A 26,781-nucleotide genomic window follows, 5' to 3' on the forward strand; every position below is an offset into this window, starting at 1 on the left:
CGATTCCTCTCCCGGCATTTGTCATGGTTGACCTAGTTATACAACTCGCTATGACACAGGTCGCAACAACGGGGCAAGTCCTGCGATGAATTTCGACCTCAGCGATGAACAGAAAATGCTCGGCGAGCAAGCGCGCGCGCTCCTCGCCGATATGACACCTTTCGACCGGCTGCGCACGCTGATCGATTCGGGCGCCGAATGGGACGAGCCGCTGTGGCGCGCGCTCGCCGACATGGGCTTCCTCGGCGCGGCGATCCCCGAGGAGCATGGCGGGCTCGGACTCGGCGCGCTCGACCTCGGCGTGATCATGGAAGCGCTTGGCTCCGCCAACGCCGCAGTGCCGTTCATGAGCTCGATCGTGCTGGGCGCCGAGGCGATCCGGCTGGCGGGAAGCGAAGCGCAGAGGGCGGCATGGCTGCCGAAGCTCGCCAGCGGCGAGGCGATCGCGACCTTCGCCTATGCCGAGGGGCCGGGGCCGGTGTTCGCAACGGGCGTGGCGCTGGAGGGCGGCAAGCTGAACGGCAGCAAGTCGCCGGTCGCCGACGCGGGCATTGCCGATATTGCGGTGGTGCTTGTCGGTGGCGGCGGTTTCGCGCTCGTCGAACTCGATCAGCCGGGCGTGAAGCGCACCAAGCTCGACAGTTTCGACCAGCTTCGCCCCCACTACCGGATCGATTTCGACGGGGCGGCGGCCGAAGCCATGCCGGGCGTCGGCAAGCTCGATCGACTGATCGATCAGGCGGCGGTGCAGGCGGCATTCGAAGCCGTCGGCGGTGCCGAGGCCTGTCTGCACATGGCGCGCGACTATGCGATGGAGCGCCAGATCTTCGGGCGCCCGCTCGGCGGTTTTCAGGCGATCAAGCACAAGCTCGCCGATGTTGCGGTGGCAACCGAACTGGCGCGCTCTAACGCCTATTACGGCGGCTGGGCGGCCGAATCCTCGCCCGACGATCTGCCTGCCGCCGCGGCGGCGGCGCGACTGTCGGGGATCAAATGCCTCGAAATGGCGGCGCGGGAGAATCTACAGGTACATGGCGGGATCGGCTACACCTTCGAGGCGAATTGCCATTTCTATTACCGGCGCGAGCGGATGCTCGCCGTGCATCTCGGCAACCGCGGCTTTTGGGCTGACCGGCTGCTCAACGCACAACCGGGCAGTCAGGTGAAGGCGGCGTAAAATGGATTTCAACGACAGCCTCGAAGAAGCCGCCTTCCGCGCCGAAGCGCGCACCTGGCTCGCCGCCCATGCCCCTGCGCACGAACTTCCCGTCGGCGCCAAGATGCCCGACACCGAAGAGGCCGACCGCGGCCGCGCGTGGATGCGTGAGCTTTACGCCGGCGGCTGGTCGGGGCTGACGTTCCCCAAGGCGCTTGGCGGGCGCGGGCTGTCGGGGATCGAGGCGGTGATTTTCGCGGAGGAAGAGGGGAAATATCATCTGCCGAAGGGACCGTTCACGTCGATCGGCACCGGCATGGCGCTCCCGGTGATCGCGAAGCACGGCAATGACGAGCAGCGGGCACGCTTTATCGAAGCGACGCTGAAGGGCGACATCACCTGGTGCCAGCTCTTTTCCGAACCTGCCGCAGGCTCCGATCTTGCCGGATTGCGCACCAAGGCTGTGCGCGCCGACGACGGGTCGGGCGACTGGATCGTCAACGGGCAGAAGGTCTGGTCGAGCTGGGCGCATCTGACCGACTGGGGCATCCTTGTCGTGCGCACCGATCCGACGGTGCCGAAGCACAAGGGGCTGACCTTCTTCGTTGTTGATATGAAGACGCTGGGGATCGAGACGCGGCCTATCCGCCAGATTTCCGGGGCGAGCGAGTTCAACGAGACCTTCCTGACCGACGTCCGCATTCCCGACGCCAATCGCCTCGGTGCCGAGGGCGAAGGCTGGGCCTGCTGCATGACGGTGCTGATGAGCGAACGGCTCGGTTCGGGCGCGCACCGCAGCGGGATCGAGCCTTTGCTCGATTTCGCGGCCGCCACCCCCGACGGGCATGGCGGCACGATGCTCGACGACCGGTCGATCCGCCAGCAGTTTGCCGAAGCGCTGGCCGAGGAGCAGGGCGAGCGCTTTTTTCAGGCGCGCCTCCGGACGATGGTGTCGAAGGGCGAGAATCCCGGCGCGCTCGCCGGGATGGTCAAGCTCGCCTATGCTTCGCGCTATCAGAAGACCAACGGCCTCGCGCTCGAACTGCGCGGTCTGGCGGGCATTGCGCCCGAAGCCGGCGATACCGCGACCGGCAACGTCCAGTACGACTATATCTATTCGACCGTGATGCGCATCGCGGGCGGCGCCGACGAGGTGCTGCGCAACCAGATCGCCGAACGCGTGCTGGGGATGCCCGGCGAAGTGCGTATGGACAAGGACGTGCCGTTCGAGAAGCTGAAGGGATAGACCTTCGATCTTGTCATTGCGAACGAAGAAGCGAAGCAATCGTCACTACGCTCCTCGCAATGACGGCGACTAAGCCGCCCGCCGCCGTGCTTCCGCTGCCTTGGTCAGCGGCGCAACCAGTTCCTTTTTCAGGATCTTGCCGTTCGGGTTGAGCGGCATGACATCCATCACGACTAGCGTCCGCGGGACCTTGTTGTCGCCGAGATGCGCCTTGCAGAAATCGATGATCTCGTCTGCGGTCGCCTCGCCGCAGCCGGGGCGCAGCGTCACTGCGGCGGCGATATCCTCGCCGAGCACCTCGTGCGGCACGCCGACCACTGCGGCCTGCTGGACCGCGGGATGCAGGTGGAGCACCGTTTCAATCTCGAGCGGCGTGATATTGTAGCCGCCGCGGATGATCAGTTCCTTCGACCGGCCCGCCATGATCAGGTCGCCGTCTTCGTCGACGAAACCGAGGTCGCCGGTCTTGGTCCAGCCGCCCTTGAAACCCGCCTCGGTCGCTTCGGGATCGTTCCAGTAGCGACGCTGATGTTTCTGCCAGCCATAGATTTCGCCGACTACGCCCGGTTCCGTGACGATATTTCCCGCTTCGTCGCGGATCTGCATATGCGCCGGCATCTTGCCGACGCAGCCGGGTTTCAGCACCTGTTCCTGGCTGCGCGTGCCGATGCCGACACCGCCTTCGGACATGCCATAGCTGTTGCGGATACGCAGGTGCGGCCAGAGTTCGGCCGCCCGCTTCACCGAATCGTGCGGCAGCGGTGCGGTGCCGGTCATCAGATATTTGACCCCGGCCATGTCGTAGGTCGCGACGTCGGGATGGTCGAGCACCAGCCGCAGCATCGAAGGGACGAGATAGACGAGGTCGGGGCGCTTTTCCTTCGCCAGTTCGAGGAAGCCTTTGGGGTCGAATTTCGGCTGGGTGATCGCGGTGGCGCCGCCGCGCGCGGGCAGCATGACGATCCCGATATTGCCGCCCGATCCGGTAAGCGGCAGAGCGTTCAGCGTCGATCGCGAGCGGTCCTGATTATGGCCCGTGACGCCGGTCATCAGGTCGGGGTGCGAGATCACGACGCCCTTGATCTTGCCCGTCGTCCCCGACGTGCCGAGGATTTCGGCGTCGGCCGCCGGGTCGAGGCCCGCCTGATCGGGCAGCGCGGCAAGGTCGCGCGGCATATCGTCGACATGCCAGCAGCCGGCGAGATCGAGACCCTTTACCAGATCGGGGGCGTCGGTCAGGCAAAAGCGCGGTCCGCACAGCGCGGCATAATCGGCGACTTCCTTCGGGTTGAGCCGCGTGCTGATCGGGCAGGCGATGCCGCCCGCGCGGAACACGGCGAACACCGCGATCGCCATTTCGACCGCATGCGCATTGCTGATCGGCAGGAAGACGCGGTCGCCGGGAACGAGCCCCGCCGCGGCGAGACCGCCGCCGACCTCGTCGGCCTCGCGGTCCCATTCGGCGAAGCTGATCTGCCGCCTTATGTCGTCGTGTGCGATCTCATCGGCCTGATGCGACGCGCGCACCTTCAATGCATCGCTGATGCGGCGAACTTCCATTGGCGACACTATCCCCTTGCTTCGATATGAAGCATGTATTACCTAGTTATATAACTCGTGACAAGGGAGATATGCGATGGCCGAGGCGAAAAGCGACATCAAGCAAAGCGATGAGTGGCAGAAAGCCGTCGCCTATGAGATTACGGACGAGGATATCGAGCGGCAGCGCAAATTGCTCGGCTTCGATCAGGCGGCGAAGACCCGCGAATATATCCAGACCGCGACCGAGGATAATATTCGCAACTTCGCGCACGGCATGGGCGACGACAAGCCGCTCTACACCGACCCGGCCTATGCGAAAAAGACGCGCTGGGGCAGCGTGATCGCACCGGGGATGATGGCTGGCATCATCAACAAGCCGATGAAGGGTGACCCTGTGCCCGACGAGATCAAGGCGCTGAAAAAGAGCCTGTTCCGCGGTATTCATGTCTTCGTGTCGGGTTCGCAATGGGACTTTTATCGCCCCATCTATCCGGGCGATACCATTTACAGCTTCAACGGCGACGAGAGCTGCGAGGTCAAGCAGTCCGAATTTGCGGGCCGGTCGGTGATCACCGTTCGCCGCGACGTCAAGATGAACCAGCGCGGCGAGGTCGTTGCGGTCTATCGCATCCTGCGCGTCCTGACCGAGCGCAAGACGGCGGCGAAGAAGGGCAAATATTCGGCGATCGAACCCGCAAGCTATACCGACGAGGAAATGCAGGCGATCGAGGATATTTACGCCAAGGAACAGGTCCGAGGTGCCGAAAAGCGCTGGTTCGAAAGCGTTGAAAAGGGCGATTCGGTCGGCCTGCAGGCGAAGGGCCCGCTAACCGTCACCGACGTTATCTGCTTCCATGCGGGCGGCTACGGCTTCGTGCCCTATGCGCCGACCGCGAACCGCCTCGCGCACAAGAATCGCCAGCGCATCCCCGCCTTCTACGTGAAGAACGAGCATGGCATCCCCGATGTTGCGCAGCGGCTGCACTGGGACCCGGTGTGGGCGCAGGCGATCGGCAATCCGATGGCCTATGACTATGGGGTGATGCGCGAAAACTACCTGTGGCAGTATCTCAGCGACTGGGCGGGCGACGACGCGGTGATCACCCACATCCACGACGAAATCCGCAAGTTCAATTATATGGGCGACGTCCAGCGCGTCACCGGCGAGGTGCTCGCAAAGCGGCAGGAAGGCGGGCAGAGCCTCGTCGACGTTGCGGTGAAATTCACCAACCAGCGCGACGAGGAAACGGTGCGTGCAACCGCGACGATCGCGCTGCCGAGCAAGGATCGCCCGCTGCCGCTCTATCCGCAGGTGCCCGACGAACTTGCCGAAAAGGCGGTTCGGATGCTGGCGCGTCATCGCGAACTCGGCGGGGATTGATTCACTTGCCGTTCGCCATGAAGATCGGGGCAGGGGAGGCCCAGCGATGTCCGAAGTGCTGATCGACGATGATGCGGGGGTCCGTACCATCACCCTCAACCGGCCCGACCGGCTCAACGCGCTGACCAGCTCGATCATGGCGCCGCTCGCCGATGCCTGCGCCGACGCGGCGCGCGATGCGTCGGTGGGGTGCGTCGTGGTGACCGGGGCAGGGCGCGGCTTTTGTGCCGGCGGCGACCTCAAGGAAGGCGGCGCCGACAAGGCGGTCGTGCCCGCCAACTCCGAGGTTGGCAGCCGCACCGAACAGGGCTTCGTGCGGCTGCGCACTTTCATGGAGACCTCGCGCCTGCTTCACGAAATGCCCAAGCCGACGATCGCGATGGTCAACGGGCCGGTCGCGGGCGCGGGAATCGGCATCGCGGGAGCGTGCGACCTGCGTTTCGCAGGCAGGAGCGCGAGTTTCCTGACCGCCTTCGACCGCATCGGCGCGGGGGGCGATTTCGGATCGACCTGGTTCTGGACCAAGATCGTCGGCACCGGCGTGGCGCGCGAACTCTTCCTCCTCGGCGAAAAGCTGTCGGCGGACGAGGCGTTCGCCAAGGGACTCTATACCCGGCTCTTAGACGACGAGGCGCTGCGCGACGAGACGATGATTGCGGCGCGCCGCCTCGCCGACGGGCCGCGCATGGGTTATCGCTATATGAAGGCGAACCTCAACAATGCCGAGGATTGGGCCTTCGAGGCCGCGCTCGATGCCGAGGCGCTCAACATGGGGCTCTCGACCAGCGCGACCGCGATGATCTGGCGCGAGAAGAAGAAGGCCGAAAATCCCGATGGCTGAATTTCAGCATATCCGCATCGATCGCCGTGACGGCGGCATCGCGGCGGTCATCGTTGCGCGCGCCGATATCGGCAATGCGTCGTCGCCCGAAATGCTGGGTGAGATCCGCGAGGCCTTTGCTGCGCTCTCCACTGACCGCGACGTCCGCGCGATCGTGTTCGCTGCCGAGGGCAAGCATTTCTCGGTCGGCGCCGATTTTGCCTTTCTGCAAAAGCTGACGGGCATGTCGGCGAGCGAGATCAAGGACACTGTCTACGCCAATTTTCAGGGCGCGGCGCGTGCCATCTACCGCTGCCCCAAGCCGACGCTGGCGCTCGTGCAGGGCGCGGCGGTGACGGTCGGCTGCGAACTGGCGCTTGCCTGCGATTTCCGGATCGCCGCCGACAATGCGATGTTTCAGGAAAGCTGGATCAAGCTCGGCATCATGCCGCCGCTCGGCGGGACCTTCCTGCTGCCGCGTATCGTCGGGCTCGGCCGTGCGATGGCAATGTGCCTGCGCGGCAAGCAGGTTCGCGCCGAGGAAGCGCTGCAGATCGGTCTGGTCGGCGAAGTTGTCGCCCGCGACGACCTCGACGCGCGCGGTATGGACCTGGCGCGCGAACTCGCGGCCTCGGCGCCGCTCGCCTATGCGACGGTCAAACAGTCGATCCAGCGCGCGCTCGAAAGCAGCATGGAGGCCGAATGGCAGGCGAACCTGCCCAATCAGGCCCTGCTGCTCGGCAGCGAGGATCATCGCGAAGGGCTGGCGGCGGTGACCGAGAAGCGCGCGCCGCAATTTCAGGGGCGCTAGGTCTTTTCGAGTTTCTGCCCCGCGGCGACGAAGATCGTCTGCGTTCCCTTGGCATAGACGCCCTCGGCATCGGCAAAGACCGTCTGGGCAACCGCATGGCCGTTGCCCGCACCTTCGGTAAACGCATCGAGCAGAAACCAGTCGCCGCGCGGCATGCGAAAGAACTGGATCGAGATGTCGAGATTGGCATAGCTCCATTCGTGCGCGAAGGTCGCGCTGCCGACGCCGTTGCCGAAATCGGCGAAGAGACACGCCTTCGCGAAGGGCGAGGCGGGTACGCCTGCCACGACTTCGCCGTCCATGCGCATCCACGACACGCCGCGCCCCGGTTCGCGCACCCGGCCCATGATCGGGCGCGTCCGGATCGCCCCGGCCATGCTCGCGCCAACGAGGAAATTGTCCTCGGCCACATCGTCGGGCGCCGGGTGCGGCTGCGGCGCGGCGAAGGCCGGGGTGTCGAGGTGGCGCGCGAGCAGCACATGCGCCTGTGCCACCAGCCGGTCGGCGGCGAGCAGTTCGATGCGATGCAGTTGCGCCTGCCGTCCCTGCCGCACCGGCACGATACGCGGCACCAGCGGCGCGCGCGGCACGATACCGAGGATATCGATCGTCAAGCGGCAGATTTCGAAATCGGGATCGAAACCGGCGCTTTCGACGATGTGTCCGATCAGCGCCGCGATCGGCCCGCCCGCAACCGCATTGGCGAACCAGGGATTGCGGGCAAGACCCGAAGGGAGGAAGGCTTCGCCTTCGGCGGTGAAATAGTGCGGAAGGGTGTCGGGATCGATGCTCATCGGTCGCCTCTACCATGCCCGTCATGGCGCACAACATATTTGACGTAGTTATATAACTCAGGCATAGGATTCGACAAGACGAGGGAGAGCGAGCGATGGACCTGAGCTATGGCGAGGCGGCGGAGACCTTCCGCGCCGAGGTGCGCGCCTTCCTGTCGCTCCACTGGCCGCCGCCCTCCGACCTGCGCGGCGGCGACCTCAAACAGTTTGTCCGTAGCTTTCGCGCGCTCGCGACCGAACAGGGCTATCTCCACCGCGCGATCCCCAAACGGTACGGCGGTTCCGAGCAACCGGTCGATGTCATTCGCGCGCAGGTGATCCGCGAAGAGTTCCAGCGTGCACGGGCCCCGATGGAGGTTGGCGGCAACGGCATGAACATGACCGTGCCCACCTTGCTCGAAAAGGGGACCGAAGAGCAGAAGGACCTCTTCATCCGCAAGACAGTCGAGGGCGATTATGTCTGGGGGCAGGGCTATAGCGAGCCCGGATCGGGTAGCGACCTTGCGAGCGTGCGGACCAAGGGCGAATTGTCCGCCGACGGCAGCAAATGGATCATCAACGGCCAGAAAATCTGGACCTCGCAGGGCATGCAATCGACGCATATGTTCATGCTCGTGCGCACCGAGCCCGACGCGCCCAAGCATGACGGTATCACCTATCTTCTGATCGACCTCGACCAGCCCGGGGTCACCCGCCGCCCGATCCGTCAGATGACGGGAGAGGAGGGTGATCACACTTTCTGCGAATTCTTCTTCGACAATGCCGAGACGCCGGTGTCGTGGCAGGTCGGCGAGCGCGGGCAGGGCTGGTACGTCAGCCGCACGACGCTGAAGCACGAACGTGCGAGCATCGGCGGCGCCGACGGGCTGGGTAAGCAGTTCGCCAAGCTGGTCGATCTCGCCAAGGAGGTCGGCCGCATCGACGACCCGATCGTGCGCGACAAGCTGGCGCAGATCGAGGGTTCGGTCCTGTCGCACCGCTATTCGAGCTACCGGATCTTCAGTTGCGCTGCGGCGGGCGAGGACCCCGGCCCGGTTGCGCTGATGATGAAATTGCTGCTGACCGAGATCGGCCACGAAATGGCACTGCTCGCGCAGGAGTTGATCGGAGAGCATGGCTTCCTCGAGCCCGCCGGCGCGGGCGGGCGCGGCAATCGCGGACCGCGCGGACCCGAAAAATGGCTCGACCAGATCATGGGCAGCCTCGGCAATTCGATTGCCGGTGGGGCGTCGAACATCCAGCGCAACATCATCGGCGAACGCGGCCTCGGCCTGCCGCGCGACCTCGCGATGAGCGGGGAGCGCTGACGTGCATTTCCACCTGACCGAAGAGCAGGCAGCCATTCAGGACGCAGTGCGCGGTACGCTGACCGACAACTGGCCGATGGAGCGTATCCATGCCTTCGCCGATGGCGACGAGGATTTCGACCGCACAAGCTGGGAAGCGCTGATGGCGCTCGGGCTCGGCGGGATGCTGGCGCCGGACAGCGGCATGGGGCTGCTCGACGCGGCGCTGGTCTGCGAGGTTGCGGGCGAGGCGGCGGCGGCGGGACCGCTGATCGGTCAGTTGCTGGCAGTCGCGGCGGTGGCCGCGAGCGGGCGGGGCGATGCCGAGGCACTGACAAGCGGCAAGACGGTCGCGACGCTGGTCCATGGCGGCAGCGATTACGCCCCATCCGCTCGCGCGGCCGACCTGTTCCTGATCGTCGATCGCGCAAAGGGCGTCCGTCTGGTTGCAGCCGCCGACGTCACCATCGAAGCTGTGAAAGCATCCGACCGGACTCGCCCGATGTCGAAAGTCTCCATAGCCGATGGCGCGGGCGAAGCGCTATTCGATGCCACCGATCCGATGACCGCGCGTCTCGCCGACGCCGCGCTGGTGCTGGTCGCTGCCGACGCGCTTGGCGGCGCGCAGAAGGTGACCGACATGAGCGTCGCCTATGCTAAGGAGCGCGAACAGTTCGACCAGCCGATCGGACGCTTTCAGGGTTTGAAACATCAGCTCGCGCATATGGCGCTCGACGTCGAGCCGGCCCGCGCGCTCGTCTGGTACGCGGCCTATGCGTGGGACGCAGGGCTTCCCGACGCACCGCGTGCGGCTGCAATGGCGAAGGCGCATCTCTGCGACGTCTATGTCCGCGCGACGCGCGCGGCGGTCGCGGCTCATGGCGGCATCGGCTATACATGGGAATATGGTCTCAACTATTGGTTCCGCCGCGCGATGGCCGACCGCGCCTGGCTCGGCAGTCCTGCCGAACATCGCGCGCGGGCGGCGGCGCTCGCGGGCTGGTAGGCGGTGAGCGACCCGCTGACCCTCGCGCCGGGCGTGCGGCGGCTGCGCCCCGACGATCATTTCATGATCCTGTCGGAAACCGACGCCTCGCCGATGCATGTCGGCGCGCTGATCCTGCTCGACGTCCCGGCCGACGGGCAGGACGGCTTCGCCGCAGCGATCCGCCGTCAGTTCGCCGAGCGGCTCCCCGCAACGCCCTTGCTGGTGCGGCTGCACGAGGCGCCCGACGGTTATGACAGCGACGTCTGGGCCGACATCGCGCGCGCCGACCTCGAAACGCTGGTGGCGGTCGAGCCGCACGACGGCGCGTGGAGCGAGGCCGAGCTTTACGATGCGGTCGCGCGGCTCAACATGCGCCGCCTCGACCTGTCGGGTCCGCCGTTCGCGGCGCACCTGTTCGAACGGCTCGGTGAGGGCGGCAGCGCGATTTACCTCAAGATGCATCACAGCGTCGCCGATGGCATCGGCTTTCAGACGGTGCTCGGCCTGCTGAGTGACGTCGCACCGCCGGCGACCGCGCGCTTCGCCGACGCAAGGCTGCCCGAACCGGAGAAATGGCGTTGCAAGGCCGATACGCACTTCGCGGCCGAAGAGGCGCTGCGCGCGGTGCAATCGGCACGGCGCAAGCAAGCGCTCGCCGAACTCGACGCGTTCAAGGACGACCGCGAACCGACGCCGCAGCTCGCGATGTCGGGTCCGACCTCGGACAAGCGCCGCTATGCGACGATCAGCCTGCCGGTGGCGCGGGTAAAAGCGGTGGGAAAAGCGCTGGATGCGACGGTCAACGATATCTTCCTGACGCTCGCGAGCACCGCGCTGCGCAATTATCTCGGCGAAACAGGTGATCTTCCTGATACGCCCCTCGTTATCAATTCGGCGCGCTCGTACCGCCGCGACGAGCATGGACCGTTCGGCAATCGTATTGTGGCGCTGCATCCTCATCTCGCGACGCATCTCGCCGATCCGGTCGCGCGGCTGCGCGCGATCCAGGCGTCGATGGCGAAGGAGATGCAGCGGACAGCGCACGACGAGGCGCTGCTCGACGCTGCCGAAAAGCCTTATGGCGCGCGCGACCGGCGCGCCGCTTTTGCCGAACGTCTGGCGGGCGGCAAGCGGCTGCTTCCCGGCAATCTGACGCTGTCGAACGTTCCCGGCCCGTCCGAGGCGCGGAGCTATGCCGGCTTTCGTCAGCGCCACAATTATCCGGTCCCGATCATCGGTTCGGGCCGCTTTCTCAACATCACCTCGCGGCGCAGCGGCGACAATCTCGACATGGGCGTGATCGCCGACGCCGAAAAAATAGCCGATGTCGGTCGCATCGCGGCGCTGTTCGCCGCCGCGCTGGACGAACTGGAGAGCCTTGCATGACCGACGATTTGACGTTCAGACCCGAAGACGACCGCTATCACCAGCTCTCCGACGATCCCTATGAAACCGAGACCAACTGGTGGTCGTTCAACATTCCCGAACGCAAGATCGGCTGCTGGATCCACGCGCCCTATTATCCCAATCGCAAGGCGATCACCTGGCGCATCTTCGCCTGGGACGACGAGGGCTATGATCAGGCGCGCATGGCCTATTACCGCAAGGTCGAGGAAGCGCCGATGCCCGATGCGCCCGACCTCACCGACATCGTCTTTCCCGGCGACAAGCACGGCGGCGGCTACAGCCTGAAAATGATCGAGCCGGGCATGAAATACCACCTCCAGTACGAGGACCCGTCGCGCGGCTTCGCGCTCGATTTTACTCACACCGGTCTCCACCAGCCGCACCGCTTCCCGCCGGGCAAGCCGCCGTTCATGGCGACGCCGCATTATGACCAGCTCGGCCATGTTGAGGGCTGGATGACCCTGCGCGGCGAGCGCATCCGTATCGACGGCATCGGGGTGCGCGACCGGACGTGGGGGCCGCGCGGCGGGCCGTATGCGGCGAGCCCGAAAGTTTATGCGAATGACATGGAGCGGGTGAAGCATCCCGGCGGCGCGCGGTGGCGCGAGATCGAGCGCGAGCGGGGGAGGGGGCGTATCCAGTATATCTTCGGCCATCGCCGCGACGGTACCGGATTCCTCGGCTTTGCGCGCGTGCAGGATGGCGACGCCGACGGCTGGTCGCCGATGAACGCCGGCTGGATCCGCCGCGACGGGACCTTCGGCAGCCTCGACACCGCCCGGTCGCGCATGCGCGTCTTTCGCAGCCCCAAGACCGGCTGGAGCATGCACATGCAGGTCGAGCTCGTCGACGAGCATGGCCGTGAGATGAAGAGCGAGGGCTTCACCGTCTCGACGATGAGCGAGGCCGGATATGGCGTGAACCAGTTGATGCGTTGGGACATTGACGGCGGCATCGGCTGGGGCGAGGATCAGGATGTGTGGAATCCGCAGCATTATCTGCGGATGCTCGATGCGCTGAAAGCCACCGTTTGACCGCAATGTTTTCCGGACTGTCGCTGCCGCTAATGTGCGCGCCGATGAGCTTTGCCTCGTCGGTGCCTCTGGCTGTCGCCTGCTGCCGCACCGGGGTGGTCGGGGGCTGGCAGGGCGGCACGATCACCCCGTTCGAACAGTTCGAAGATTATCTGAAAGCGCTCGCCGACGTCGATGGGGCGCCGCCGATCGCCAACATGCCCGCGCGCTGGGGCACCGACCCAGCCGCCGCCGATCGCCTCGACCTGCTCGAACGTTACCGCGTGCCGCTCGTCCTTTCGAGCCTCGGCAACCCGTCGGCGCTGGTTGAACGCGTCCACGGCTGGGGCGGGCGCGTCGTTCACGACGTGACGACGATGAAGCACGCCGAAAAAGCAATCGCCGCCGGTGCCGACGGGCTGATGCTGACCTGCGCGGGGGCAGGCGGGCACACGGGCTTCCTGACCCCGATGGCGTTCGTGCCGGCGGTGCGGCGGATGTTCGGCGGGCTGCTGATCGTCGCGGGCGGCATTGCCGATGCGCATGGCATTGCGGCGTCATTGGCGCTCGGCGGCGATATCGCCTGTATGGGCACGCGCTTTATTGCGACCCCCGAAAGCGGGGTGGTCGAGGGGCATCGGGCCATGATTCCCGCCGTGAGCGCCGACGATATCGTCGCATCGGCGGCGATGAACGGCGTCCCCGCGCACTGGATGCGCCAGTCGATCGAGGCGGTCGGGCTCGACGCAAAGGCTTTACCCAATGTCCGCTCGCCGATGCCCGAAGGCGTGATGCCCTGGCGCGACATCTGGAGTGCAGGGCAAAGCGCCGGCCTGATCGATGCGGTGGAGCCCGTTGCCGAGCTGGTCGCGCGGTTGAAGCGCGAGTTCGAAGCGCTGCCCGTGACCACCGACTGGCGGGCGCGCCTGGCGACAGTTGCGGCGGACTGGTCCTAGTCCATCACCAGCACGATCCGTCCGGCGCGCTGTCCCGCCGCCGCATCCTCCATCGCCGCGCGAAAATCCTCGAGCGCATAGCTGCGCGCAATCGCAGGCTTCAGCTTGCCCTCGGCGGCGAGCGCGAACACGGTGTCGCGATTGGCCTCGCTCTTTTCGGGCTCGAAGATGCCGAACTGGCGCACGTCGACGCCGATCAGGCTGGCACCTTTGAGCAACGGCAGGTTGGTCCGCAGTGCCGCGATGCCCGCGGGGAAGCCGATCACCAGATGGCGCCCGTTCCACGTGAGCGAGCGAAAGGCCGGATCGGTCGCTTCGCCGCCGACCGGATCGAACACGACGTCGACGCCCTTCCCGCCATTGGCGGCCTTGACCTGTTCGCGCCAGTCGTCGCCGCGCGCATCGATCACAGCATCGCCGCCGCCGGCCGTCGCGAGCGCGCGCTTGCTGGCGCTCGACGCCGACCCGATCACGCGCGCCCCAAGCTGTTTGCCGATCTGGACCGCCGCATAGCCGGTAGCGCCGCCCGCGCCGAGGACGAGCAATGTCTCGCCCGCCTTCAATTGCCCGCGATCGGCCAGCGCGTGCCAGGCGGTCGCATAGCTGACCGGGAACACCGCCGCTTCCTCGAACGACAGCGGTTCGGGCATTTTGCGCACCGTGCGCGCCGGCAGGTTCGCGACATGGGCGAACATCCCGCCCCAGCCGCTGGCGACAACCCTGTCGCCGACCTGCAGCCCCTCGACCTCGGCGCCGACCGCAACGATGACGCCCGCACATTCGCTGCCCGGAATGAAGGGCACCGGCGGCTTGACCTGATAGCCGCCCGACGCGGTCAGCACGTCGACGAAGCTGATCCCTGCCGCCTTGATAGAAATGCTAACTTGTGTGGGCGAGGGCGGACCGGGATCATGATCGACAAGGCGGTAGTTGTCGGGCGGGCCGAGCTCGTCGGCCATGACGGCGCGGGGCATTGCGTTTGGCGACGCGTTGGGCATAGGGGACACCTCTTGTCAGGATGATTTTAGAAGTATAACTAGGTTATATAAGAACGGAAGGGGCTAGGCTGATGGCTTTCAAGACGCGGATTACCGAAATGCTGGGGATCGAACATCCGATCGTCCAGGGCGGTATGCAAAGTGTGGGTACGGCGCAAATGGCGAGCGCAGTGTCGAACGCCGGCGGTCTCGGTATCATTACCGCGCTGACCCAGCCAAGCCCGCAGGCGCTCCGCGACGAAATCGAGAAATGCCGGTCGATGACCGACAAGCCGTTCGGCGTGAACCTGACCGTCTTTCCGACGATCAATTCGCCGGACTATAACGCCTATGCCGACGCTGTCGTCGAAAGCGGGATCAAGATTCTGGAAACCGCCGGCACCCCCGCGGTGCGCGAGATCTGGGCGCGGGTGAAGCCGCACGGGGTCACCATCCTCCACAAATGCACCGCGGTGCGTCATGCGCTTTCGGCCGAGAAGGCCGGCTGCGACATCATCTCGATCGACGGGTTCGAATGCGCCGGGCATCCGGGCGAGGACGATATCCCCGGGCTGATCCTGATCCCCGCGGCGGCCGACAAGGTCAAGATTCCGATGCTCGCGTCGGGCGGCTTCGGTGACGGGCGCGGTCTGGTGGCGGCGCTCAGCCTCGGCGCCGAGGGCATCAACATGGGCACGCGTTTCTGCGCCACGAAGGAAGCGCCGATCCACGACAATGTGAAGCAGGCCTATGTCGAGAATGACGAGCGCGGCAGCTTTCTGATCTTCCGCAACTTCAAGAACACCGCGCGCGTCGGCCGCAGCGCGGTCAGCGAGGAGGTCGTCCGCCGCCTTGCGCAGCCCGATGCCCAGTTCAGCGACGTGCAGGAACTCGTCGCCGGTACCGCGGGCCGCGAATTGCTCCAGACCGGCGACCTGACCAAGGGCGTGTTCTGGGCGGGGATGATCCAGGGGCTGATCCATGATATCCCGACCTGTCAGGAACTGATCGACCGGATCATTTCGGAAGCCGAAGCGATCCTCGACCAGCGGCTGGCGGGTTTCCGCACCTGACGGCTATTGCTGACCGCCGTCGACGCGCACCAGCGCCCCCGTCGTATAGGACGAGGCTGGGCTGGCGAGCATCAGCGCGGCGGTCACAATCTCCTCGGGCCGCCCCGGGCGACCGAGCGCGACCGGCTGCGTCTCGCGCTTCTTTGCGTCCCAGGCATCGGCGATGTCGGTCAGGAACGGGCCGGGGCTGATCGTGTTGACGCGGACCTTCGGCGCATATTCGCGGCTCAACGACACCGTCATCGCGTTGAGCGCCGCCTTTGCCGAACCATAGGGAACGACCATCGGCAACGCCATCAGCGCGCCGGTCGAGCTGATGTTGATGATGCAACCGCCGTCGCCTTCGCTCATCCGGTGCGCAACCTGGCTGGCAAGGCGGAACGGCCCCTTGAAGTTCAGGTTGAGAACCGAATCGAACAGCGTCTCGGGCATCTCGTGGCTGGGGCAGGCGGGCGACATGCCGGCGTTGTTGATCAATATATCGATGCGTCCGAACGCGGCGTAGCTCGCCTCGATCAGCGCATCGATCTCCGCCCAGCGTCCGCAATGCACGCCATGCGCCAGCGCCTTGCGTCCCAATGCGCGGCATTCTTCCGCCACCGTCTCGCAATTCTCGATCTTGCGGCTGGCGACGATGACATCGGCGCCGCGTTCGGCGAGTGCTTTCACCATGCGATAGCCGAGCCCGCGCGATCCGCCGGTGACGAGCGCGACCTTGCCGGTAAAATCGAACAGCGGATCGGGGGTCATCTCATTCTCCTGAGGGGGCGGTCATTGCCGCCGCCGCTGCCATCAGACCGGCATTGCAGCGCTCGGCGATGGCAGCGCCGGGCACGGCGTTGAAGGCATGGATCGCGCCGGCATAGCTGTGCAGCTCGACGGGCACGCCCGCCGCGGTCAGCCGCCGCGCATAATCGAGATTTTCGTCGAAGAAGAGGTCGAGGCTGCCCGTCGCGATATAGGCGGGCGGCAGGTTCGCGAGGTCGTCGGTCAGGCTGGACGAGAACCAGCCCCTGCGATCGTCGGCGGCGGCATAGTCGCCCTGCAGCGCGCGCCAGCCGAAGCGATTGCTCGCGCGGGTCCAGATGAACTCGCCCGTGGTTGGATTGCTGTAAGGGCAGGCGTCGCTCCCCGTGCGATGGTCGAGCATCGGATAGGTCAGGAGCTGCCCCGCGATCGCTGGCCCGCCGAGGTCGCGCGCCATGACCGCGAGCGCCGCCGCCAGCCCGCCGCCCGCGCTTTCGCCCGCCACGACGATACGGCTCACATCGAAGCCGAGCGCCCCGGCCTGACCCGCAAGCCACACCAGCGCCGAATGGCAATCCTCCTGCGGCGCGGGAAAGGGATGTTCGGGTGCCAGCCGATATTCGACCGACGCGACAGGCACGCCCGCCGCGACCGCCAGCATCGCGGGGCTGGTCTGGATCTGCTTCGCCGACCCCATGACCATGCCGCCGCCGTGGATATGCAGGATCGCGCCGCCGCCCGGCCTGGTCTCGGTCGGGCGATAGAGATAGACGGCGATGTCGGGTCCGCCATGCACCGACGGAATGACCACTTCCTCGGGCAGGATCGCGGGCGGCGGCATGATCGCATAGGCCCGGCCAGCCTGTTCGCGCAGCTCGGCAATCGGCGCCGATTCCAGATCGACTGGCGGGAACATGTCGAGCAACGGCGCGATCTGCTTGTCGACGAGCGGACGGGTGGTCATGCGAAAAACTTTCCTCTCAGCCCCGCGCCCGGATCGCCGCCAGCCGGGTCGGGATATGCTCGCTCGGGAAAAGTCCCGAAGCGGGAGTGGCGTTCTTGAGAAACGCCTTGGCGACCTGCACCTTGTGCACTTCGGTCGGGCCGTCGGCCAGTGCCATTGCGGGCAATCCCATCCACATGTCGGCGAGCGGCAGTTCGAGTGTCATGCCGAGGCTGCCGTGGAGCTGGATCGCGCGCTGGACGATGTCGTGATAGACCTTTGCCATCTGCACCTTGCACATCGCGATATGCGTGCGCGCCGCGCCATGCGGTTCGTTGTCGATGATCCACGCGGTCTTAAGCACGAGCAGGCGGAATTGTTCGAGCTCGATGATCGAATCGGCGATCGCGCCCTGCACGAACTGATGCTCGCTGAGTTGCTTGCCCTGCGTGCGCCGCGACACCGCGCGTTCGAGCATCATGTCGATCGCGCGCTGGCATTTGCCCACGGTGCGCATCGCATGATGCACGCGCCCGCCGCCGAGCCGCGCCTGCGCCACCTTGAACCCCTCGCCGGGTCCGCCGAGCATCGCGTCCAAGGGTACGCGCACCTTGTTGTAGCGGATATAGCTGTGGGTGCCATCGTCCGCGCCCTTGCTGTCACCCATCGTCTGCGAGTGACGGACGAACTCGACCCCGGGGGTGTCGGTGGGGACGATCAGCATCGACATCTGCCCGTGCGGCGAATTTTCAGGGTTTGTTACCACCATCACGATCAGGAAGGCCGCGAAGCGCGCGTTCGACGAGAACCACTTCTCGCCCTCGATCACCCACTCATCGCCTTCGCGCCACGCGCGGCAGGTGAATTCCTTGGGATCGGCGCCCGCCTGCGGCTCGGTCATCGAAAAACAGGAGACGATGGTGCCGTCCATCAGTGGTTGCAGATATTTTGCCTTCTGCGCGTCGGTGCCGAACATCGCGAGGATTTCGCTGTTGCCGGTGTCGGGCGCGGCGGTGCCGAACACGGTCGGCGCCCAATAGCTGCGCCCCAAAATCTCGTTCATCAGGGCGAGGGTGAGCTGGCCGTAGCCCGGCCCGCCGAGTTCCTTGTCGAGGTGGCAACCCCACAACCCCTGCGCCTTCACCTGATCCTGGAGCGGCGCCATGTAGGCGCGCGATTCCTTGTTCGCGACATCGTAAGGCGCGCCATGGCCGGGGAAGAGCAGGTCCATCGGCTCGCATTCCTCGCGGACGAATGTCGCCATCCAGTCGAGCTTCGCCTGCAATTCGGGTTCGATGCGGAAATCGATCATGGGGGTTAGCCGATCAGGCGGATGAGTTTTTCGGCTTCGGCGAAATTGCCGCGCACCAGCCGGTCGAAGAAGCGCCCGGTCTCGGCGCTCAAAATGCCCTTTGCGGCCTGCGCGACCTTATATTCGAGGATGCAGCCGCCCTTGAACATGGCGAGGATCAGATAATAATCGAAGCTCGCCATGCTGCGGCCCGTGCCCGCGGCATAATGCGCCATCAGCTCCTGCCGCGTCGGCCAGTCCATGACATTGTAGAGCGCCTTTTCGGGGACATGGCCGGGGAAGCGCTCGTCGCGAATGCCGTTGCAGAACCAGGCGAGGTCGAGCAGCGGGTCGGCGATCGTCGAGAGTTCCCAATCGATCAGCGCGGTGAGCCGGCACGGCGGATCGAAGGCGAAGAGCGCGTTCGGCGTGCCGACATCGCCATGGATAATCCCCGGACGGAAGTCCGCGGGCCGGTTCGCGCGCAGCCAATCGCGCGCGAGCGCATAGCCGGGCAGCTCGCGCCATTCGAAATCGTAAAGCTGTTTGTAGCTTCTGATCTGGCCTTCCCAACGGTCGACCTGCCGTTCGAGGAAATTGTCGGGGCGGCCGAAATCTTCCAGCCCCACCGCCTTGTAGTCGACATTGGCGAGCGCGATCAGCCCGTCGACCATTGCGAAGGGTACTTCGCGCGCATGCGGCGGCTTGTCGAAGGGCGGGCGGTCGTGGATCTTGCCGTCGGTCAGGTCGGCGGGCCAGCCTTCGACCAATTCCATAACATAGAAGGGCGCGCCGATGATCTCTGCGTCGGCACAGCTGCCGTGACAGACAGGATGGGGGACATCGGTGCCGTTCAAGGCGGTCAGCACCCGCGCTTCGCGTAGCACGCTCTTCTCGCTGCCCGGCGGCGGCACCGCGGGCGGGCGGCGCAGGATCAGCGTCTGCGCACCGCGATCGAGCGACAGGATGACGTTCGACGTACCGCCGTGAATCTTTTCGACCTTCAGCGGCTCGTTTCCGAGCGCCGGGATATGTGCGTCGAGCCATTCGGTCAGCCGTGCGGGATCAGCGAGCCCTTTCACCTCGTCGCTCATCCATCGCGCTCCCTCAGATAGGCTTCGATGTCGGTGCGGATCGCGTGTATCTGCGCGGCGGCATCGGCGAAGGCCTCACTGCCGACGCGGCTGACGACCGCCCGGGTTACCGCGCTGGCGCGGTCATGGTCGGCTGCTTTCAACGCGTGCCCCGCATCGGTCGCGACGATCAGCGAGGCGCGCTTATGATCGGGGTTGTTACCGAACGCGACGAGGCCGAGTTCGGCCAGGCGATTCGCGGCACGTTGCACGACCTGTCGCGGGTGCCCGAGACTGCGTCCGATCTGTGCGACCGTCGGGGGCGCAGCGGCATTCACCACCGCGGTCAGCACGGTCAGCTCCATCTCCGGCAGGCCGCTCGCGGCGCGGGTGTCGGCAAAGAGGGCGCGCATCCGCCCGCGCAGCCGCGACACCTCGTCGGCGAATCGTTCGAAATCGGTGAAGCGCTGTGACATGGCACTTCGATGTCAAATTGACACCATAGTGTCAATAATCTTCAGCGGCTCGTCATCTTCGCGAATAACGATCCTTCGGCCTGCCAATCGATCCGCACCCGCCGATGCGCGAAGCGCCAGCCGTCCGCTGTCCGTGCCAGCCGGTCGTCGTAGGTGCCGCTATGGTCGGGACCGAAATTGCTGTGCACGGTGAAATAGCTGCGCGCCGTCGCGGCATCGCCATCGACCGCAATCAGCGGGTTGGTGATATGATGCCGGATGAAGGTCAGCCGCGGGTCGCGCGTTCCCGAAGACAGCGATGCCTCGATCTCGGCGGGGCCTTGCGGCGCCTTGCCAAGATACTCGAGCACGCCGTCCGCGGCGAAGCAGGCGGTCATCGCGTCGAGCCGCCCGCGATCGCCGTTATAAGTATAACGCGCGAGCAGGTCACGGATCGCATCGCGGTCGGCGGCAAGATCAGCCATTGTAATGAAGCTCCAGTCCGGGTTCGTCCCAGCGCAGCCTGATGAGCCGCCCGCTGGTCGAAAGCGTAATCCATGCATCGCGCATATCCTCGCCGCCAAAGGCGATGTTGGTGACGTAGCGTTCGCCGGGGATGTCGTGCTTCTGCAAGGCGCCGTCGGGGGCGATCGTGGTGATGCCGCCTTCATAGAGGGTCGCGATGCAGATATGCCCGGCGGCGGTCACCGCGAGGCTGTCGAAGCCGACCGGTCCGGGGGCGGTCGAAACCCATTCGGGCCGCTGTTCTTCGACCTTGCGATCGTAACGCCACAAGCGGGCCTGATGTGTGTCGGCGACATAGACATGTTCGCCGCCGGGCGAGAGGCCGACGCCGTTATACGACACCGCATGGCGGTTGATCGCGGTGATTGCCGAGCCGTTGGGCAAGGCACAGAACAACCCGCTCGCGGTGCGGATGCCGTCGTGCGTCTTGCCGAGGTCGGTGAACCACATTCGGCCGTCGGCGTCGAAGACGATGTCGTTCGGCGCTTCAAGCGCGATGCCGTCGCATCTATCGTAGAGGCGCTCAAACTTGCCGGTTGCCAGATCGACGCGCTCGACGCGCCCCTCGTGGCCCGGTCCGCGCGCATTCTGGAATTTGACGAGGTCGAGCCCGCCGTTGTTGCACACATAGAGCGCACCATCGGGTCCGATCGCGGCACCATTGGGGCCGCCGCCGATGTCGCAGACCGTCTCGGTGCGGCCGTTCCAGCAGCGGGTGATGCGTCCGCCGGCGAGTTCGACGACGATCACCGATCCGTCGGCCATCACCACCGGCCCCTCGGGAAAGGCGAGCCCCTCGGCGACGATCTCCATCATCCTCTCCTATATAACCTAGTTATGTATGTCTTGACACGCGCCGGGCGAACGCGCAACCCTGTGTGGAGGGAGAGAGACTTGCCGGTTCCAGCACATCATATCGTGGCGACGCCGCCGCCGTTCGACATGCCGCCCTATCCGGGCGACATTTTTGCGGGGCAGACCGTCCTCGTCACCGGCGGCGGCTCGGGTATGGGGCTCGCGATGGCCAAGGCGTTTGCGCAGGGCGGAGCGAATGTCGTCGTGATGGGTCGCAGCCTCGACCGCGCGCAGGACGGCGCCGCGCAGCTTGCCGCGCTCGGCGTCCGCAGCCATGCCATAAGCTGCGACGTCCGCTTGCCCGACGCGGTGGCGGCCGCCTTCGACGAGGCCGAAGACGCGCTCGGACCGGTTTCGCTGCTGGCCAACAATGCCGGCGCCAACTTTCCCGTCCTTGCCGAGGATATCTCGCCCAACGCGTGGAATGCGGTCACCCGCATCGCGATCGACGGGACCTTTCTGTGCTCGACCGAATTTGCGCGGCGCCGTATCGCTGCCGGGCAGGGCGGGGCGATCGTCAACAACAGCGCGCAATATATCTGGACCGGCTTCCCCGGCGATGCGCACAGCGCGGCCGCGAAGACCGCACAGGCAACGATGACACGGAAGCTTGCCGCCGACTGGGCACCGTACGGCATTCGCGTCAACGCCATTGCCGCCGGTTTCTTTCCGCATGAAGGATCCGTGTCCGGGCGCCGCGAGGAAGGCGTCGAGCCGCTGCAGAACATGATCCCCGCGGGTCGCACCGGAAGCATCTGGGAGTTCGGCTGGCTGTCGGCGATGACCTGCACGCCGCTGTTCGGCGGGATGACCGGGCAGGTGATCGTGCAGGACGGCGGCGAAAGCCTGCGCCGGTCGCTGATTATGCCCGACTTCGTTCCGCCCCGTGAACGCGCCGACGGTCCGTGGGGCTGGCAATGAGCGGCTGGCTGGCGGGCAAACGCGCGCGTGTCGAGGGGAGCCATGACGCGATTATGCGGGCGTTGGAAGGGGCCGGGGCGACGCTGGTTGCCGATGACGATTGCGATATCTGGATCCACATCGCGCCGCCCACGGCGATCAAGGTAGCGCACGACCTGACCCATGCTGAATGGCGCGCGAGCCTCGATGCGGGGCTCGACCGCCGCTTTCTCGGCGCGAAGGATTTCGCCGCCGCCTGTCGCGTTCGCGGTGAAGGTGGCGCCGTACTGTTCGTCGGCGCTCCCGAACAGGCGCTCGGCGTCGATCAGGCCGCGGCGGCGGGCGCGCTCGGCAACCTCACCAAGACGCTCGGGGTCGAATGGGCGCGCGACGGGATTCGCGTGAACAGCATCTTGACGCGCGAAGACGGCCCGACGCTCGGCAATCTCGCCGCCTATCTGGTGAGCGATTATGCCGCCTATGTCACCGGCACGGTGATGGGGATCGGCCTTGATGACTGACCGGATGCGGCTCGACGGGCAGACGGCCTTCGTCACCGGCGGCGGCGGCGGGATCGGGCGTGCCATCGCGCTGCGCCTTGCCGAAGCCGGCGCGGATATTGCGATCTTCGATATCTTTCCGGAACGCGCCGAGGAAGCCGCGGCGCGGGTCAGGGAGTATGGGGTGCACGCCATCGCTATCCCCGGTGACGTGATGGACAGCGACGCGCTGCGGACCGCGATCGACCGGACGGCGCGCGAGCGGGGCCGCCTCGATATCCTGATCAACAACGCCGGCGGCGTGTCGGCGCGGCCGTTCCTCGAACAGAGCGAGCGCAGCATGCGCAAGCATGTCGATATCAACCTGATGTCGATGCTGATCGCGACGCAGGCGGCGGCGAAGCATATGGTCGCGGGCGGGCGGGGCGGCGCGATCGTCAATGTCGCGAGCATCGAGGCCAGCCGCGCGGCGCCCAACTTCGCCGTCTATGCCGCGTGCAAGGCGGGGATGCTCAGCTTCACCAAATCGATGGCGGTCGAATTGTCGGCGCACGCGATCCGCGTCAACTGCATCGCACCCGATCACACGATTACCCCCGGAAATCAGGGTAATCGTGCCGGACCGGTCGATCCCGCGACGTGGAAGTCACGTAGCGACGCAGAGGTCGATGCGATGAACCGGTTGATCCCGCTCGGGCGCGAAGGCGTCGATCTGGAATGCGGCGATGCGGCGTTGTTCCTCGCCAGTCCGATGGCGGCCTATATCACCGGCACGCTGCTTCCCGTCGATGGCGGGACCTGGGCGTCGTCGGGCTGGGTGCGCGGCCAAAACGGCAAATGGACGTTGAATGAAGGATTGTCCTTTGGGCATTAACTTAAAGAAATCGCGCGAACATTGCGGGGGTATGGCAAAACCCCTAAAGACCGCGCTAGGGTAGACCCCGATTTCAACAACATCCCGGGGCAGGGGCAGGATTTTGCAGATGGAAAACGGCAACGCACGCATCCGGGTACCGAAGACGTCGGAACTGGTCGCAGACCAGATCCGGGCCCAGATCGTCCGCGGCGAACTCAACGAAGGGGATTCGCTGCCGCCCGAGGGCACGCTGATGGCGACGCTCGGTATTTCACGGCCGACGCTGCGCGAGGCCTTCCGCATTCTCGAGGCCGAAAATCTGATCAGCGTCGTGCGCGGATCGCGCAGCGGCGCGCGTGTCCATCGGCCGTCGACCGAACTGGTGTCGCGTTACGCCGGCTATGTGCTCGAAGCGCAGGGCACGACGATCGCCGACCTTTACGCCGCGCGCCTCGCGATCGAGCCGACCGTCGTGCGCTGGCTGGCGACCGCCAAGGGACAGACGCCGGATTTCGCGCGGCTGAAGCAGGTGCTAGTCGACCTCGAAGAGATGCTGAAGACCGAGAGCTATGCCGAGTTCGTCGACAATGTCTCGATCTTCCACCAGACGCTCGTCGAGGCGACCGGCAACAAGACGCTGAGCTTCATGAACCGCATGTTGCTCGATCTCGGCCGCCATCATCAGAACGACTATCAGCGCCGCCACCCGCGCACGACCGAGGACAAGTACAAGAGCCTCCGCGCCGGACACAAATCCTTCGAGAAGCTGGTGACGATGATCGAGGACGGCGACGTCGAGGGCGCGGTCGCCCATTGGCGCCTGCACTTGCGCAATGCGAACGAGACCTGGGGTGCGCGCGGCGAAGCCGAACGGATCGTCGACTCGCTCCACGGATGAACTTTATCGAGGCGATGATCGCCGCGGCGGCGCGGACGCCGGACGCGCCGCTGACCGTCGCCTCCGATATCCGGCCCGCGGTTTCCACGCTCGGCGAGGTCGTGCAGGCGGGGCGCCATATGGGAACTCGCATGACGGCGGCGGGAATCGCGCCCGGCGATATCGTCGCGTGTATGGTCCCGAACTGGCGCGAATGGCTTGTCGTTGCGGTCGCGGCAGCGCAGGCGGGCGCCGTGATGTTGCCGATCGTCACCATCTATGGCGCGAAGGAACTCGGTTTTATCCTGCGGCAGTCGGGCGCGCGATGGCTATTCACGCCCAACCGCTTTCGCAATGTCAATTATCGGCAGGTCGTTGCCGATTGCGGCGAGCTGCCGGCACTCGATCGCCATATTGTCACCGGTCCCGACTTTGCAGCGCTTGAAGCGCCATGCCCGATCGCCGAACCGGCGCGGGTTGCCGACGGCGAACTTGCATTGCTGGTCTATACCTCGGGGACCACCGCCGATCCCAAGGGTGTCATGCACTCGGCGCAAACCTTTCTCGCCGAACTGGCGTCGATGCGCGAAATGCGCGGCGACACCGACGACGATGCCGTCATCTCGCCCTGGCCGCCGGGGCATGTTGCGGGCGCGCTCTCGATGTACCGCTTCCTTTGTCAGGGCACGCCGCTGGTGCTGATGGACCAATGGGACGCGGCGCTCGCCGCCGAGCTGATCGACCGGCACAAGGTCACATCGTCTTCGGGTACGCCCTTTCACCTGTCGGGGATGATTGCCGCCGCCGACGCGCACGGTCACGATCTCAGCTCGCTCCGCCAATATCTCGTCGGCGCAGCACCAGTGCCGCCGTCGCTGATCGCGCGCTGTCAGGAACAGGGTCTCGCGGTCTATCATTGTTACGGGTCGAGCGAGCATCCCACCGTCACCTCGGGGGTGGTCGACGATCCGCTCGACAAGCAGCTCCACACCGAAGGACGGGTCATACCGGGTTCGGAGCTGCGCTTCGTAGATGACGAAGGCAGTGACGTTCCACCGGCCAATGATGGCGAGATCTGCACGCGCGGTCCTGAGTTGTTCATGGGCTATTTCGAGCCGGCGCTCAACGAGGGCGCCTTCCTTCCCGGCGGCTGGTATCGCACCGGCGACATTGGCCGTGTCGACGAGGGCGGCTATCTGCTGATCACCGACCGCAAGAAGGACATCATCATCCGCGGCGGCGAGAATATCTCGTCGAAAGAGGTCGAGGCGCTGCTCCTCGCGCACCCGAAGATCGCCGATGCCGCTGCGGTGGCGGCACCCGACGAACGGATGGGGGAGGTGGTGCGGGCTTGCGTCGTACTTGCGCCCGATACCACGCTGTCGCTCGACGAGCTGCGCGAATATTTCTTTGCTGCGGGGATCGCGAAACAGAAGACCCCCGAACGGCTCAGTATCCTGCCCGAATTGCCGCGCAATGCGTCGGGCAAGGTGCTGAAGCACGAGCTTCGTCGCAGCGCCTAGTTGCGCATGATGAAGCCGCCGTCGACGTTGAGCGCCTGACCGGTGATCCAGTCGCCGGCGGGCGAACAGAGCAGCAGCAACGCGCCGACCAGATCCTGCGGCTCGCCCCGCGGCTGCTTCACGACGCGCGCCATTGCCGCCTGGACGAAGGGGCTTTCGTCGGGCGTCAACGCCTTGCCCGCATCGGACATCGTCATTCCGGGCGCGATGGCGTTGACGTTGACATTCATTCGCCCGAGTTCGGTCGCAAGCGTCGTCGTCAGCCCGAGCAGCGCGACCTTGCTGATCCCGTAGGTCGTCTGCGCGGGGAAGCCGCCTGCCGAGAGCTGGTTGACGATCTTGCCGCCGCCGCGCGCCTGGAACAGCGGCACTGCGGCTTTCGAGCAAATCAGCGCGCCGGTCAGGTTGACGCGCATCAGCTTGTCGAAATCGGCGATGCTCGTCTGGATCGCGGGGGTGCCGACGGCTTCGACCATCAGCGCAGCATTGTTGACAAGAATGTCGAGCCCGCCGAACGCTGCCTTGGTCGCCTCCATCATCGCCGCGACCGACGCTTCGTCGGCGATATTGACCTGCACCGCCAGCGCCTTGCCGCCCGCGTCGTTGATCTCGCCCGCGACGCGTTCGGCTCCGTCCTTGTTCAGGTCGGCGACGACGACGCTCGCCCCCGCATTGGCGAGGCCGACGGCATAGGCGCGCCCGATGCTGTTGCCGCGCCCACCGGCGCCGGTGACGATCGCGACCTTGCCGTCGAGACGGAAGCGATCGTTGGTGAAATCGGCCATG

General features: G+C 65.7%; 27 protein-coding genes. 16 read left to right on the forward strand and 11 right to left on the reverse strand.

Features of this window, described 5'->3' with window-relative positions; all coding sequences use genetic code 11:
* The first annotated feature begins 85 nt into the window (after nucleotides 1-85).
* Together LH19_RS07970 and LH19_RS07975 are read left to right on the forward strand one after the other, a co-directional pair.
* Nucleotides 86-1,177 carry an acyl-CoA dehydrogenase family protein gene (locus tag LH19_RS07970; protein ID WP_054726844.1) on the forward strand — a complete coding sequence of 364 codons (1,092 nt, stop codon included), beginning with the start codon at nucleotides 86-88 and terminating at the stop codon, nucleotides 1,175-1,177.
* Between the two features lies 1 nt (nucleotide 1,178).
* On the forward strand, nucleotides 1,179-2,402 hold the full coding sequence (locus tag LH19_RS07975; RefSeq protein ID WP_054726846.1) for an acyl-CoA dehydrogenase family protein: 1,224 nt from the start codon (nucleotides 1,179-1,181) through the stop codon (nucleotides 2,400-2,402).
* 69 nt (nucleotides 2,403-2,471) lie between these two features.
* Here the strand turns inward: LH19_RS07975 and LH19_RS07980 are convergent, their stop codons facing one another.
* Nucleotides 2,472-3,962 (reverse strand): class I adenylate-forming enzyme family protein, encoded by a 1,491-nt coding sequence (locus LH19_RS07980; protein ID WP_054726849.1) that lies wholly within the window; start codon nucleotides 3,960-3,962, stop codon nucleotides 2,472-2,474.
* A 76-nt stretch (nucleotides 3,963-4,038) separates the two neighbouring features.
* Between LH19_RS07980 and LH19_RS07985 the strand changes: the two genes are divergently transcribed.
* Genes LH19_RS07985 through LH19_RS07995 form a run of 3 tightly spaced genes read left to right on the forward strand, consistent with a single transcriptional unit; the run spans nucleotide 4,039 to nucleotide 6,956 of the window.
* Nucleotides 4,039-5,325 (forward strand): FAS1-like dehydratase domain-containing protein, encoded by a 1,287-nt coding sequence (locus tag LH19_RS07985; RefSeq protein ID WP_054726851.1) that lies wholly within the window; start codon nucleotides 4,039-4,041, stop codon nucleotides 5,323-5,325.
* 46 nt (nucleotides 5,326-5,371) lie between these two features.
* Entirely contained in the window at nucleotides 5,372-6,166 is a 795-nt protein-coding gene (locus LH19_RS07990) for an enoyl-CoA hydratase-related protein (RefSeq protein WP_054726854.1), read from the forward strand.
* Complete coding sequence (locus LH19_RS07995) at nucleotides 6,159-6,956, forward strand: enoyl-CoA hydratase/isomerase family protein (RefSeq protein WP_054726856.1); 798 nt, start codon at nucleotides 6,159-6,161, stop codon at nucleotides 6,954-6,956. Before LH19_RS07990 ends, LH19_RS07995 begins: the two co-directional genes overlap by 8 nt.
* On the opposite strand, the gene LH19_RS08000 is transcribed toward LH19_RS07995, so the two are convergent.
* Nucleotides 6,953-7,750: a thioesterase family protein gene (locus LH19_RS08000; protein ID WP_054726858.1), complete on the reverse strand. Its 798-nt coding sequence runs from the start codon at nucleotides 7,748-7,750 to the stop codon at nucleotides 6,953-6,955. The genes LH19_RS07995 and LH19_RS08000 overlap by 4 nt on opposite strands.
* Nucleotides 7,751-7,845: 95 nt before the next feature.
* On the opposite strand from LH19_RS08000, the gene LH19_RS08005 reads away from it, so the two are divergent.
* The 5 genes from LH19_RS08005 to LH19_RS08025 are packed head-to-tail and all read left to right on the forward strand — an operon-like array spanning nucleotide 7,846 to nucleotide 13,400.
* A complete protein-coding gene (locus LH19_RS08005) occupies nucleotides 7,846-9,057 on the forward strand; it encodes an acyl-CoA dehydrogenase family protein (protein ID WP_054726860.1) in 1,212 nt (403 codons plus the stop codon).
* Nucleotide 9,058: 1 nt separating this feature from the next.
* Nucleotides 9,059-10,042 carry an acyl-CoA dehydrogenase family protein gene (locus LH19_RS08010; RefSeq protein ID WP_054726862.1) on the forward strand — a complete coding sequence of 328 codons (984 nt, stop codon included), beginning with the start codon at nucleotides 9,059-9,061 and terminating at the stop codon, nucleotides 10,040-10,042.
* A gap of 3 nt (nucleotides 10,043-10,045) precedes the next feature.
* Nucleotides 10,046-11,410 (forward strand): wax ester/triacylglycerol synthase domain-containing protein, encoded by a 1,365-nt coding sequence (locus LH19_RS08015; RefSeq protein ID WP_054726864.1) that lies wholly within the window; start codon nucleotides 10,046-10,048, stop codon nucleotides 11,408-11,410.
* Nucleotides 11,407-12,465 carry a DUF7065 domain-containing protein gene (locus LH19_RS08020; protein ID WP_054726866.1) on the forward strand — a complete coding sequence of 353 codons (1,059 nt, stop codon included), beginning with the start codon at nucleotides 11,407-11,409 and terminating at the stop codon, nucleotides 12,463-12,465. Before LH19_RS08015 ends, LH19_RS08020 begins: the two co-directional genes overlap by 4 nt.
* 44 nt (nucleotides 12,466-12,509) lie before the next feature.
* Nucleotides 12,510-13,400 (forward strand): NAD(P)H-dependent flavin oxidoreductase, encoded by an 891-nt coding sequence (locus tag LH19_RS08025; protein ID WP_158514417.1) that lies wholly within the window; start codon nucleotides 12,510-12,512, stop codon nucleotides 13,398-13,400.
* Here the strand turns inward: LH19_RS08025 and LH19_RS08030 are convergent.
* Nucleotides 13,397-14,374 carry an NADPH:quinone oxidoreductase family protein gene (locus LH19_RS08030; protein ID WP_054733200.1) on the reverse strand — a complete coding sequence of 326 codons (978 nt, stop codon included), beginning with the start codon at nucleotides 14,372-14,374 and terminating at the stop codon, nucleotides 13,397-13,399. The genes LH19_RS08025 and LH19_RS08030 overlap by 4 nt on opposite strands.
* A 95-nt stretch (nucleotides 14,375-14,469) precedes the next feature.
* Here LH19_RS08030 and LH19_RS08035 point away from each other — a divergent pair, with 95 nt between their 5' ends.
* Nucleotides 14,470-15,450, forward strand: coding sequence for an NAD(P)H-dependent flavin oxidoreductase (locus tag LH19_RS08035; protein ID WP_054726870.1), 981 nt, complete (start codon nucleotides 14,470-14,472; stop codon nucleotides 15,448-15,450).
* A 3-nt stretch (nucleotides 15,451-15,453) separates the two neighbouring features.
* Here LH19_RS08035 and LH19_RS08040 read toward each other — a convergent pair whose 3' ends face one another.
* Genes LH19_RS08040 through LH19_RS08070 form a run of 7 tightly spaced genes read right to left on the reverse strand, consistent with a single transcriptional unit; the run spans nucleotide 15,454 to nucleotide 21,300 of the window.
* Nucleotides 15,454-16,200 (reverse strand): SDR family NAD(P)-dependent oxidoreductase, encoded by a 747-nt coding sequence (locus tag LH19_RS08040; RefSeq protein ID WP_054726872.1) that lies wholly within the window; start codon nucleotides 16,198-16,200, stop codon nucleotides 15,454-15,456.
* Nucleotide 16,201: 1 nt separating this feature from the next.
* Entirely contained in the window at nucleotides 16,202-17,161 is a 960-nt protein-coding gene (locus tag LH19_RS08045) for an alpha/beta hydrolase (protein ID WP_054726874.1), read from the reverse strand.
* A 16-nt stretch (nucleotides 17,162-17,177) separates the two neighbouring features.
* Entirely contained in the window at nucleotides 17,178-18,452 is a 1,275-nt protein-coding gene (locus tag LH19_RS08050) for an acyl-CoA dehydrogenase family protein (protein ID WP_054726877.1), read from the reverse strand.
* Nucleotides 18,453-18,457: 5 nt separating this feature from the next.
* Nucleotides 18,458-19,525 (reverse strand): phosphotransferase family protein, encoded by a 1,068-nt coding sequence (locus tag LH19_RS08055; protein WP_054726880.1) that lies wholly within the window; start codon nucleotides 19,523-19,525, stop codon nucleotides 18,458-18,460.
* Nucleotides 19,522-19,980 (reverse strand): MarR family winged helix-turn-helix transcriptional regulator, encoded by a 459-nt coding sequence (locus tag LH19_RS08060; RefSeq protein ID WP_054726882.1) that lies wholly within the window; start codon nucleotides 19,978-19,980, stop codon nucleotides 19,522-19,524. The genes LH19_RS08055 and LH19_RS08060 overlap by 4 nt, the downstream gene beginning before the upstream one ends.
* A 41-nt stretch (nucleotides 19,981-20,021) precedes the next feature.
* A complete protein-coding gene (locus LH19_RS08065) occupies nucleotides 20,022-20,444 on the reverse strand; it encodes a nuclear transport factor 2 family protein (protein WP_054726883.1) in 423 nt (140 codons plus the stop codon).
* On the reverse strand, nucleotides 20,437-21,300 hold the full coding sequence (locus tag LH19_RS08070; RefSeq protein ID WP_322787405.1) for an SMP-30/gluconolactonase/LRE family protein: 864 nt from the start codon (nucleotides 21,298-21,300) through the stop codon (nucleotides 20,437-20,439). Before LH19_RS08070 ends, LH19_RS08065 begins: the two co-directional genes overlap by 8 nt.
* Before the next feature lie 78 nt (nucleotides 21,301-21,378).
* Here LH19_RS08070 and LH19_RS08075 point away from each other — a divergent pair, with 78 nt between their 5' ends.
* From LH19_RS08075 to LH19_RS08095, 5 genes are all read left to right on the forward strand, one after another.
* Nucleotides 21,379-22,260, forward strand: coding sequence for an SDR family oxidoreductase (locus tag LH19_RS08075; protein ID WP_082395500.1), 882 nt, complete (start codon nucleotides 21,379-21,381; stop codon nucleotides 22,258-22,260).
* Nucleotides 22,257-22,760 carry a Rossmann-fold NAD(P)-binding domain-containing protein gene (locus LH19_RS08080; protein WP_145923417.1) on the forward strand — a complete coding sequence of 168 codons (504 nt, stop codon included), beginning with the start codon at nucleotides 22,257-22,259 and terminating at the stop codon, nucleotides 22,758-22,760. The genes LH19_RS08075 and LH19_RS08080 overlap by 4 nt, the downstream gene beginning before the upstream one ends.
* Entirely contained in the window at nucleotides 22,753-23,613 is an 861-nt protein-coding gene (locus LH19_RS08085; protein WP_054726888.1) for an SDR family NAD(P)-dependent oxidoreductase, read from the forward strand. The genes LH19_RS08080 and LH19_RS08085 overlap by 8 nt, the downstream gene beginning before the upstream one ends.
* Nucleotides 23,614-23,722: 109 nt before the next feature.
* Entirely contained in the window at nucleotides 23,723-24,493 is a 771-nt protein-coding gene (locus LH19_RS08090) for a FadR/GntR family transcriptional regulator (protein ID WP_054726890.1), read from the forward strand.
* Nucleotides 24,490-25,995 carry an AMP-binding protein gene (locus tag LH19_RS08095; RefSeq protein WP_062912896.1) on the forward strand — a complete coding sequence of 502 codons (1,506 nt, stop codon included), beginning with the start codon at nucleotides 24,490-24,492 and terminating at the stop codon, nucleotides 25,993-25,995. Before LH19_RS08090 ends, LH19_RS08095 begins: the two co-directional genes overlap by 4 nt.
* On the opposite strand, the gene LH19_RS08100 is transcribed toward LH19_RS08095, so the two are convergent.
* Nucleotides 25,992-26,780: an SDR family oxidoreductase gene (locus tag LH19_RS08100; protein ID WP_054726892.1), complete on the reverse strand. Its 789-nt coding sequence runs from the start codon at nucleotides 26,778-26,780 to the stop codon at nucleotides 25,992-25,994. The two genes, LH19_RS08095 and LH19_RS08100, sit on opposite strands and share 4 nt — an antisense overlap.
* Nucleotide 26,781: the final 1 nt, after the last annotated feature.

Origin of the sequence: Sphingopyxis macrogoltabida (assembly GCF_001314325.1) — a bacterium.
Classification (GTDB): Bacteria; Pseudomonadota; Alphaproteobacteria; order Sphingomonadales; family Sphingomonadaceae; genus Sphingopyxis; species Sphingopyxis macrogoltabida.

Coding starts and splice junctions, on each gene's coding strand:
- LH19_RS07970 (WP_054726844.1), top strand. CDS start 86: ATGAATTTCGACCTCAGCGATGAACAGAAAATGCTCGGCGAGCAAGCG.
- LH19_RS07975 (WP_054726846.1), top strand. CDS start 1,179: ATGGATTTCAACGACAGCCTCGAAGAAGCCGCCTTCCGCGCCGAAGCG.
- LH19_RS07980 (WP_054726849.1), bottom strand. CDS start 3,962: ATGGAAGTTCGCCGCATCAGCGATGCATTGAAGGTGCGCGCGTCGCAT.
- LH19_RS07985 (WP_054726851.1), top strand. CDS start 4,039: ATGGCCGAGGCGAAAAGCGACATCAAGCAAAGCGATGAGTGGCAGAAA.
- LH19_RS07990 (WP_054726854.1), top strand. CDS start 5,372: ATGTCCGAAGTGCTGATCGACGATGATGCGGGGGTCCGTACCATCACC.
- LH19_RS07995 (WP_054726856.1), top strand. CDS start 6,159: ATGGCTGAATTTCAGCATATCCGCATCGATCGCCGTGACGGCGGCATC.
- LH19_RS08000 (WP_054726858.1), bottom strand. CDS start 7,750: ATGAGCATCGATCCCGACACCCTTCCGCACTATTTCACCGCCGAAGGC.
- LH19_RS08005 (WP_054726860.1), top strand. CDS start 7,846: ATGGACCTGAGCTATGGCGAGGCGGCGGAGACCTTCCGCGCCGAGGTG.
- LH19_RS08020 (WP_054726866.1), top strand. CDS start 11,407: ATGACCGACGATTTGACGTTCAGACCCGAAGACGACCGCTATCACCAG.
- LH19_RS08025 (WP_158514417.1), top strand. CDS start 12,510: ATGAGCTTTGCCTCGTCGGTGCCTCTGGCTGTCGCCTGCTGCCGCACC.
- LH19_RS08030 (WP_054733200.1), bottom strand. CDS start 14,374: ATGCCCCGCGCCGTCATGGCCGACGAGCTCGGCCCGCCCGACAACTAC.
- LH19_RS08035 (WP_054726870.1), top strand. CDS start 14,470: ATGGCTTTCAAGACGCGGATTACCGAAATGCTGGGGATCGAACATCCG.
- LH19_RS08040 (WP_054726872.1), bottom strand. CDS start 16,200: ATGACCCCCGATCCGCTGTTCGATTTTACCGGCAAGGTCGCGCTCGTC.
- LH19_RS08045 (WP_054726874.1), bottom strand. CDS start 17,161: ATGACCACCCGTCCGCTCGTCGACAAGCAGATCGCGCCGTTGCTCGAC.
- LH19_RS08050 (WP_054726877.1), bottom strand. CDS start 18,452: ATGATCGATTTCCGCATCGAACCCGAATTGCAGGCGAAGCTCGACTGG.
- LH19_RS08055 (WP_054726880.1), bottom strand. CDS start 19,525: ATGAGCGACGAGGTGAAAGGGCTCGCTGATCCCGCACGGCTGACCGAA.
- LH19_RS08060 (WP_054726882.1), bottom strand. CDS start 19,980: ATGTCACAGCGCTTCACCGATTTCGAACGATTCGCCGACGAGGTGTCG.
- LH19_RS08065 (WP_054726883.1), bottom strand. CDS start 20,444: ATGGCTGATCTTGCCGCCGACCGCGATGCGATCCGTGACCTGCTCGCG.
- LH19_RS08070 (WP_322787405.1), bottom strand. CDS start 21,300: ATGATGGAGATCGTCGCCGAGGGGCTCGCCTTTCCCGAGGGGCCGGTG.
- LH19_RS08080 (WP_145923417.1), top strand. CDS start 22,257: ATGAGCGGCTGGCTGGCGGGCAAACGCGCGCGTGTCGAGGGGAGCCAT.
- LH19_RS08085 (WP_054726888.1), top strand. CDS start 22,753: ATGACTGACCGGATGCGGCTCGACGGGCAGACGGCCTTCGTCACCGGC.
- LH19_RS08090 (WP_054726890.1), top strand. CDS start 23,723: ATGGAAAACGGCAACGCACGCATCCGGGTACCGAAGACGTCGGAACTG.
- LH19_RS08095 (WP_062912896.1), top strand. CDS start 24,490: ATGAACTTTATCGAGGCGATGATCGCCGCGGCGGCGCGGACGCCGGAC.
- LH19_RS08100 (WP_054726892.1), bottom strand. CDS start 26,780: ATGGCCGATTTCACCAACGATCGCTTCCGTCTCGACGGCAAGGTCGCG.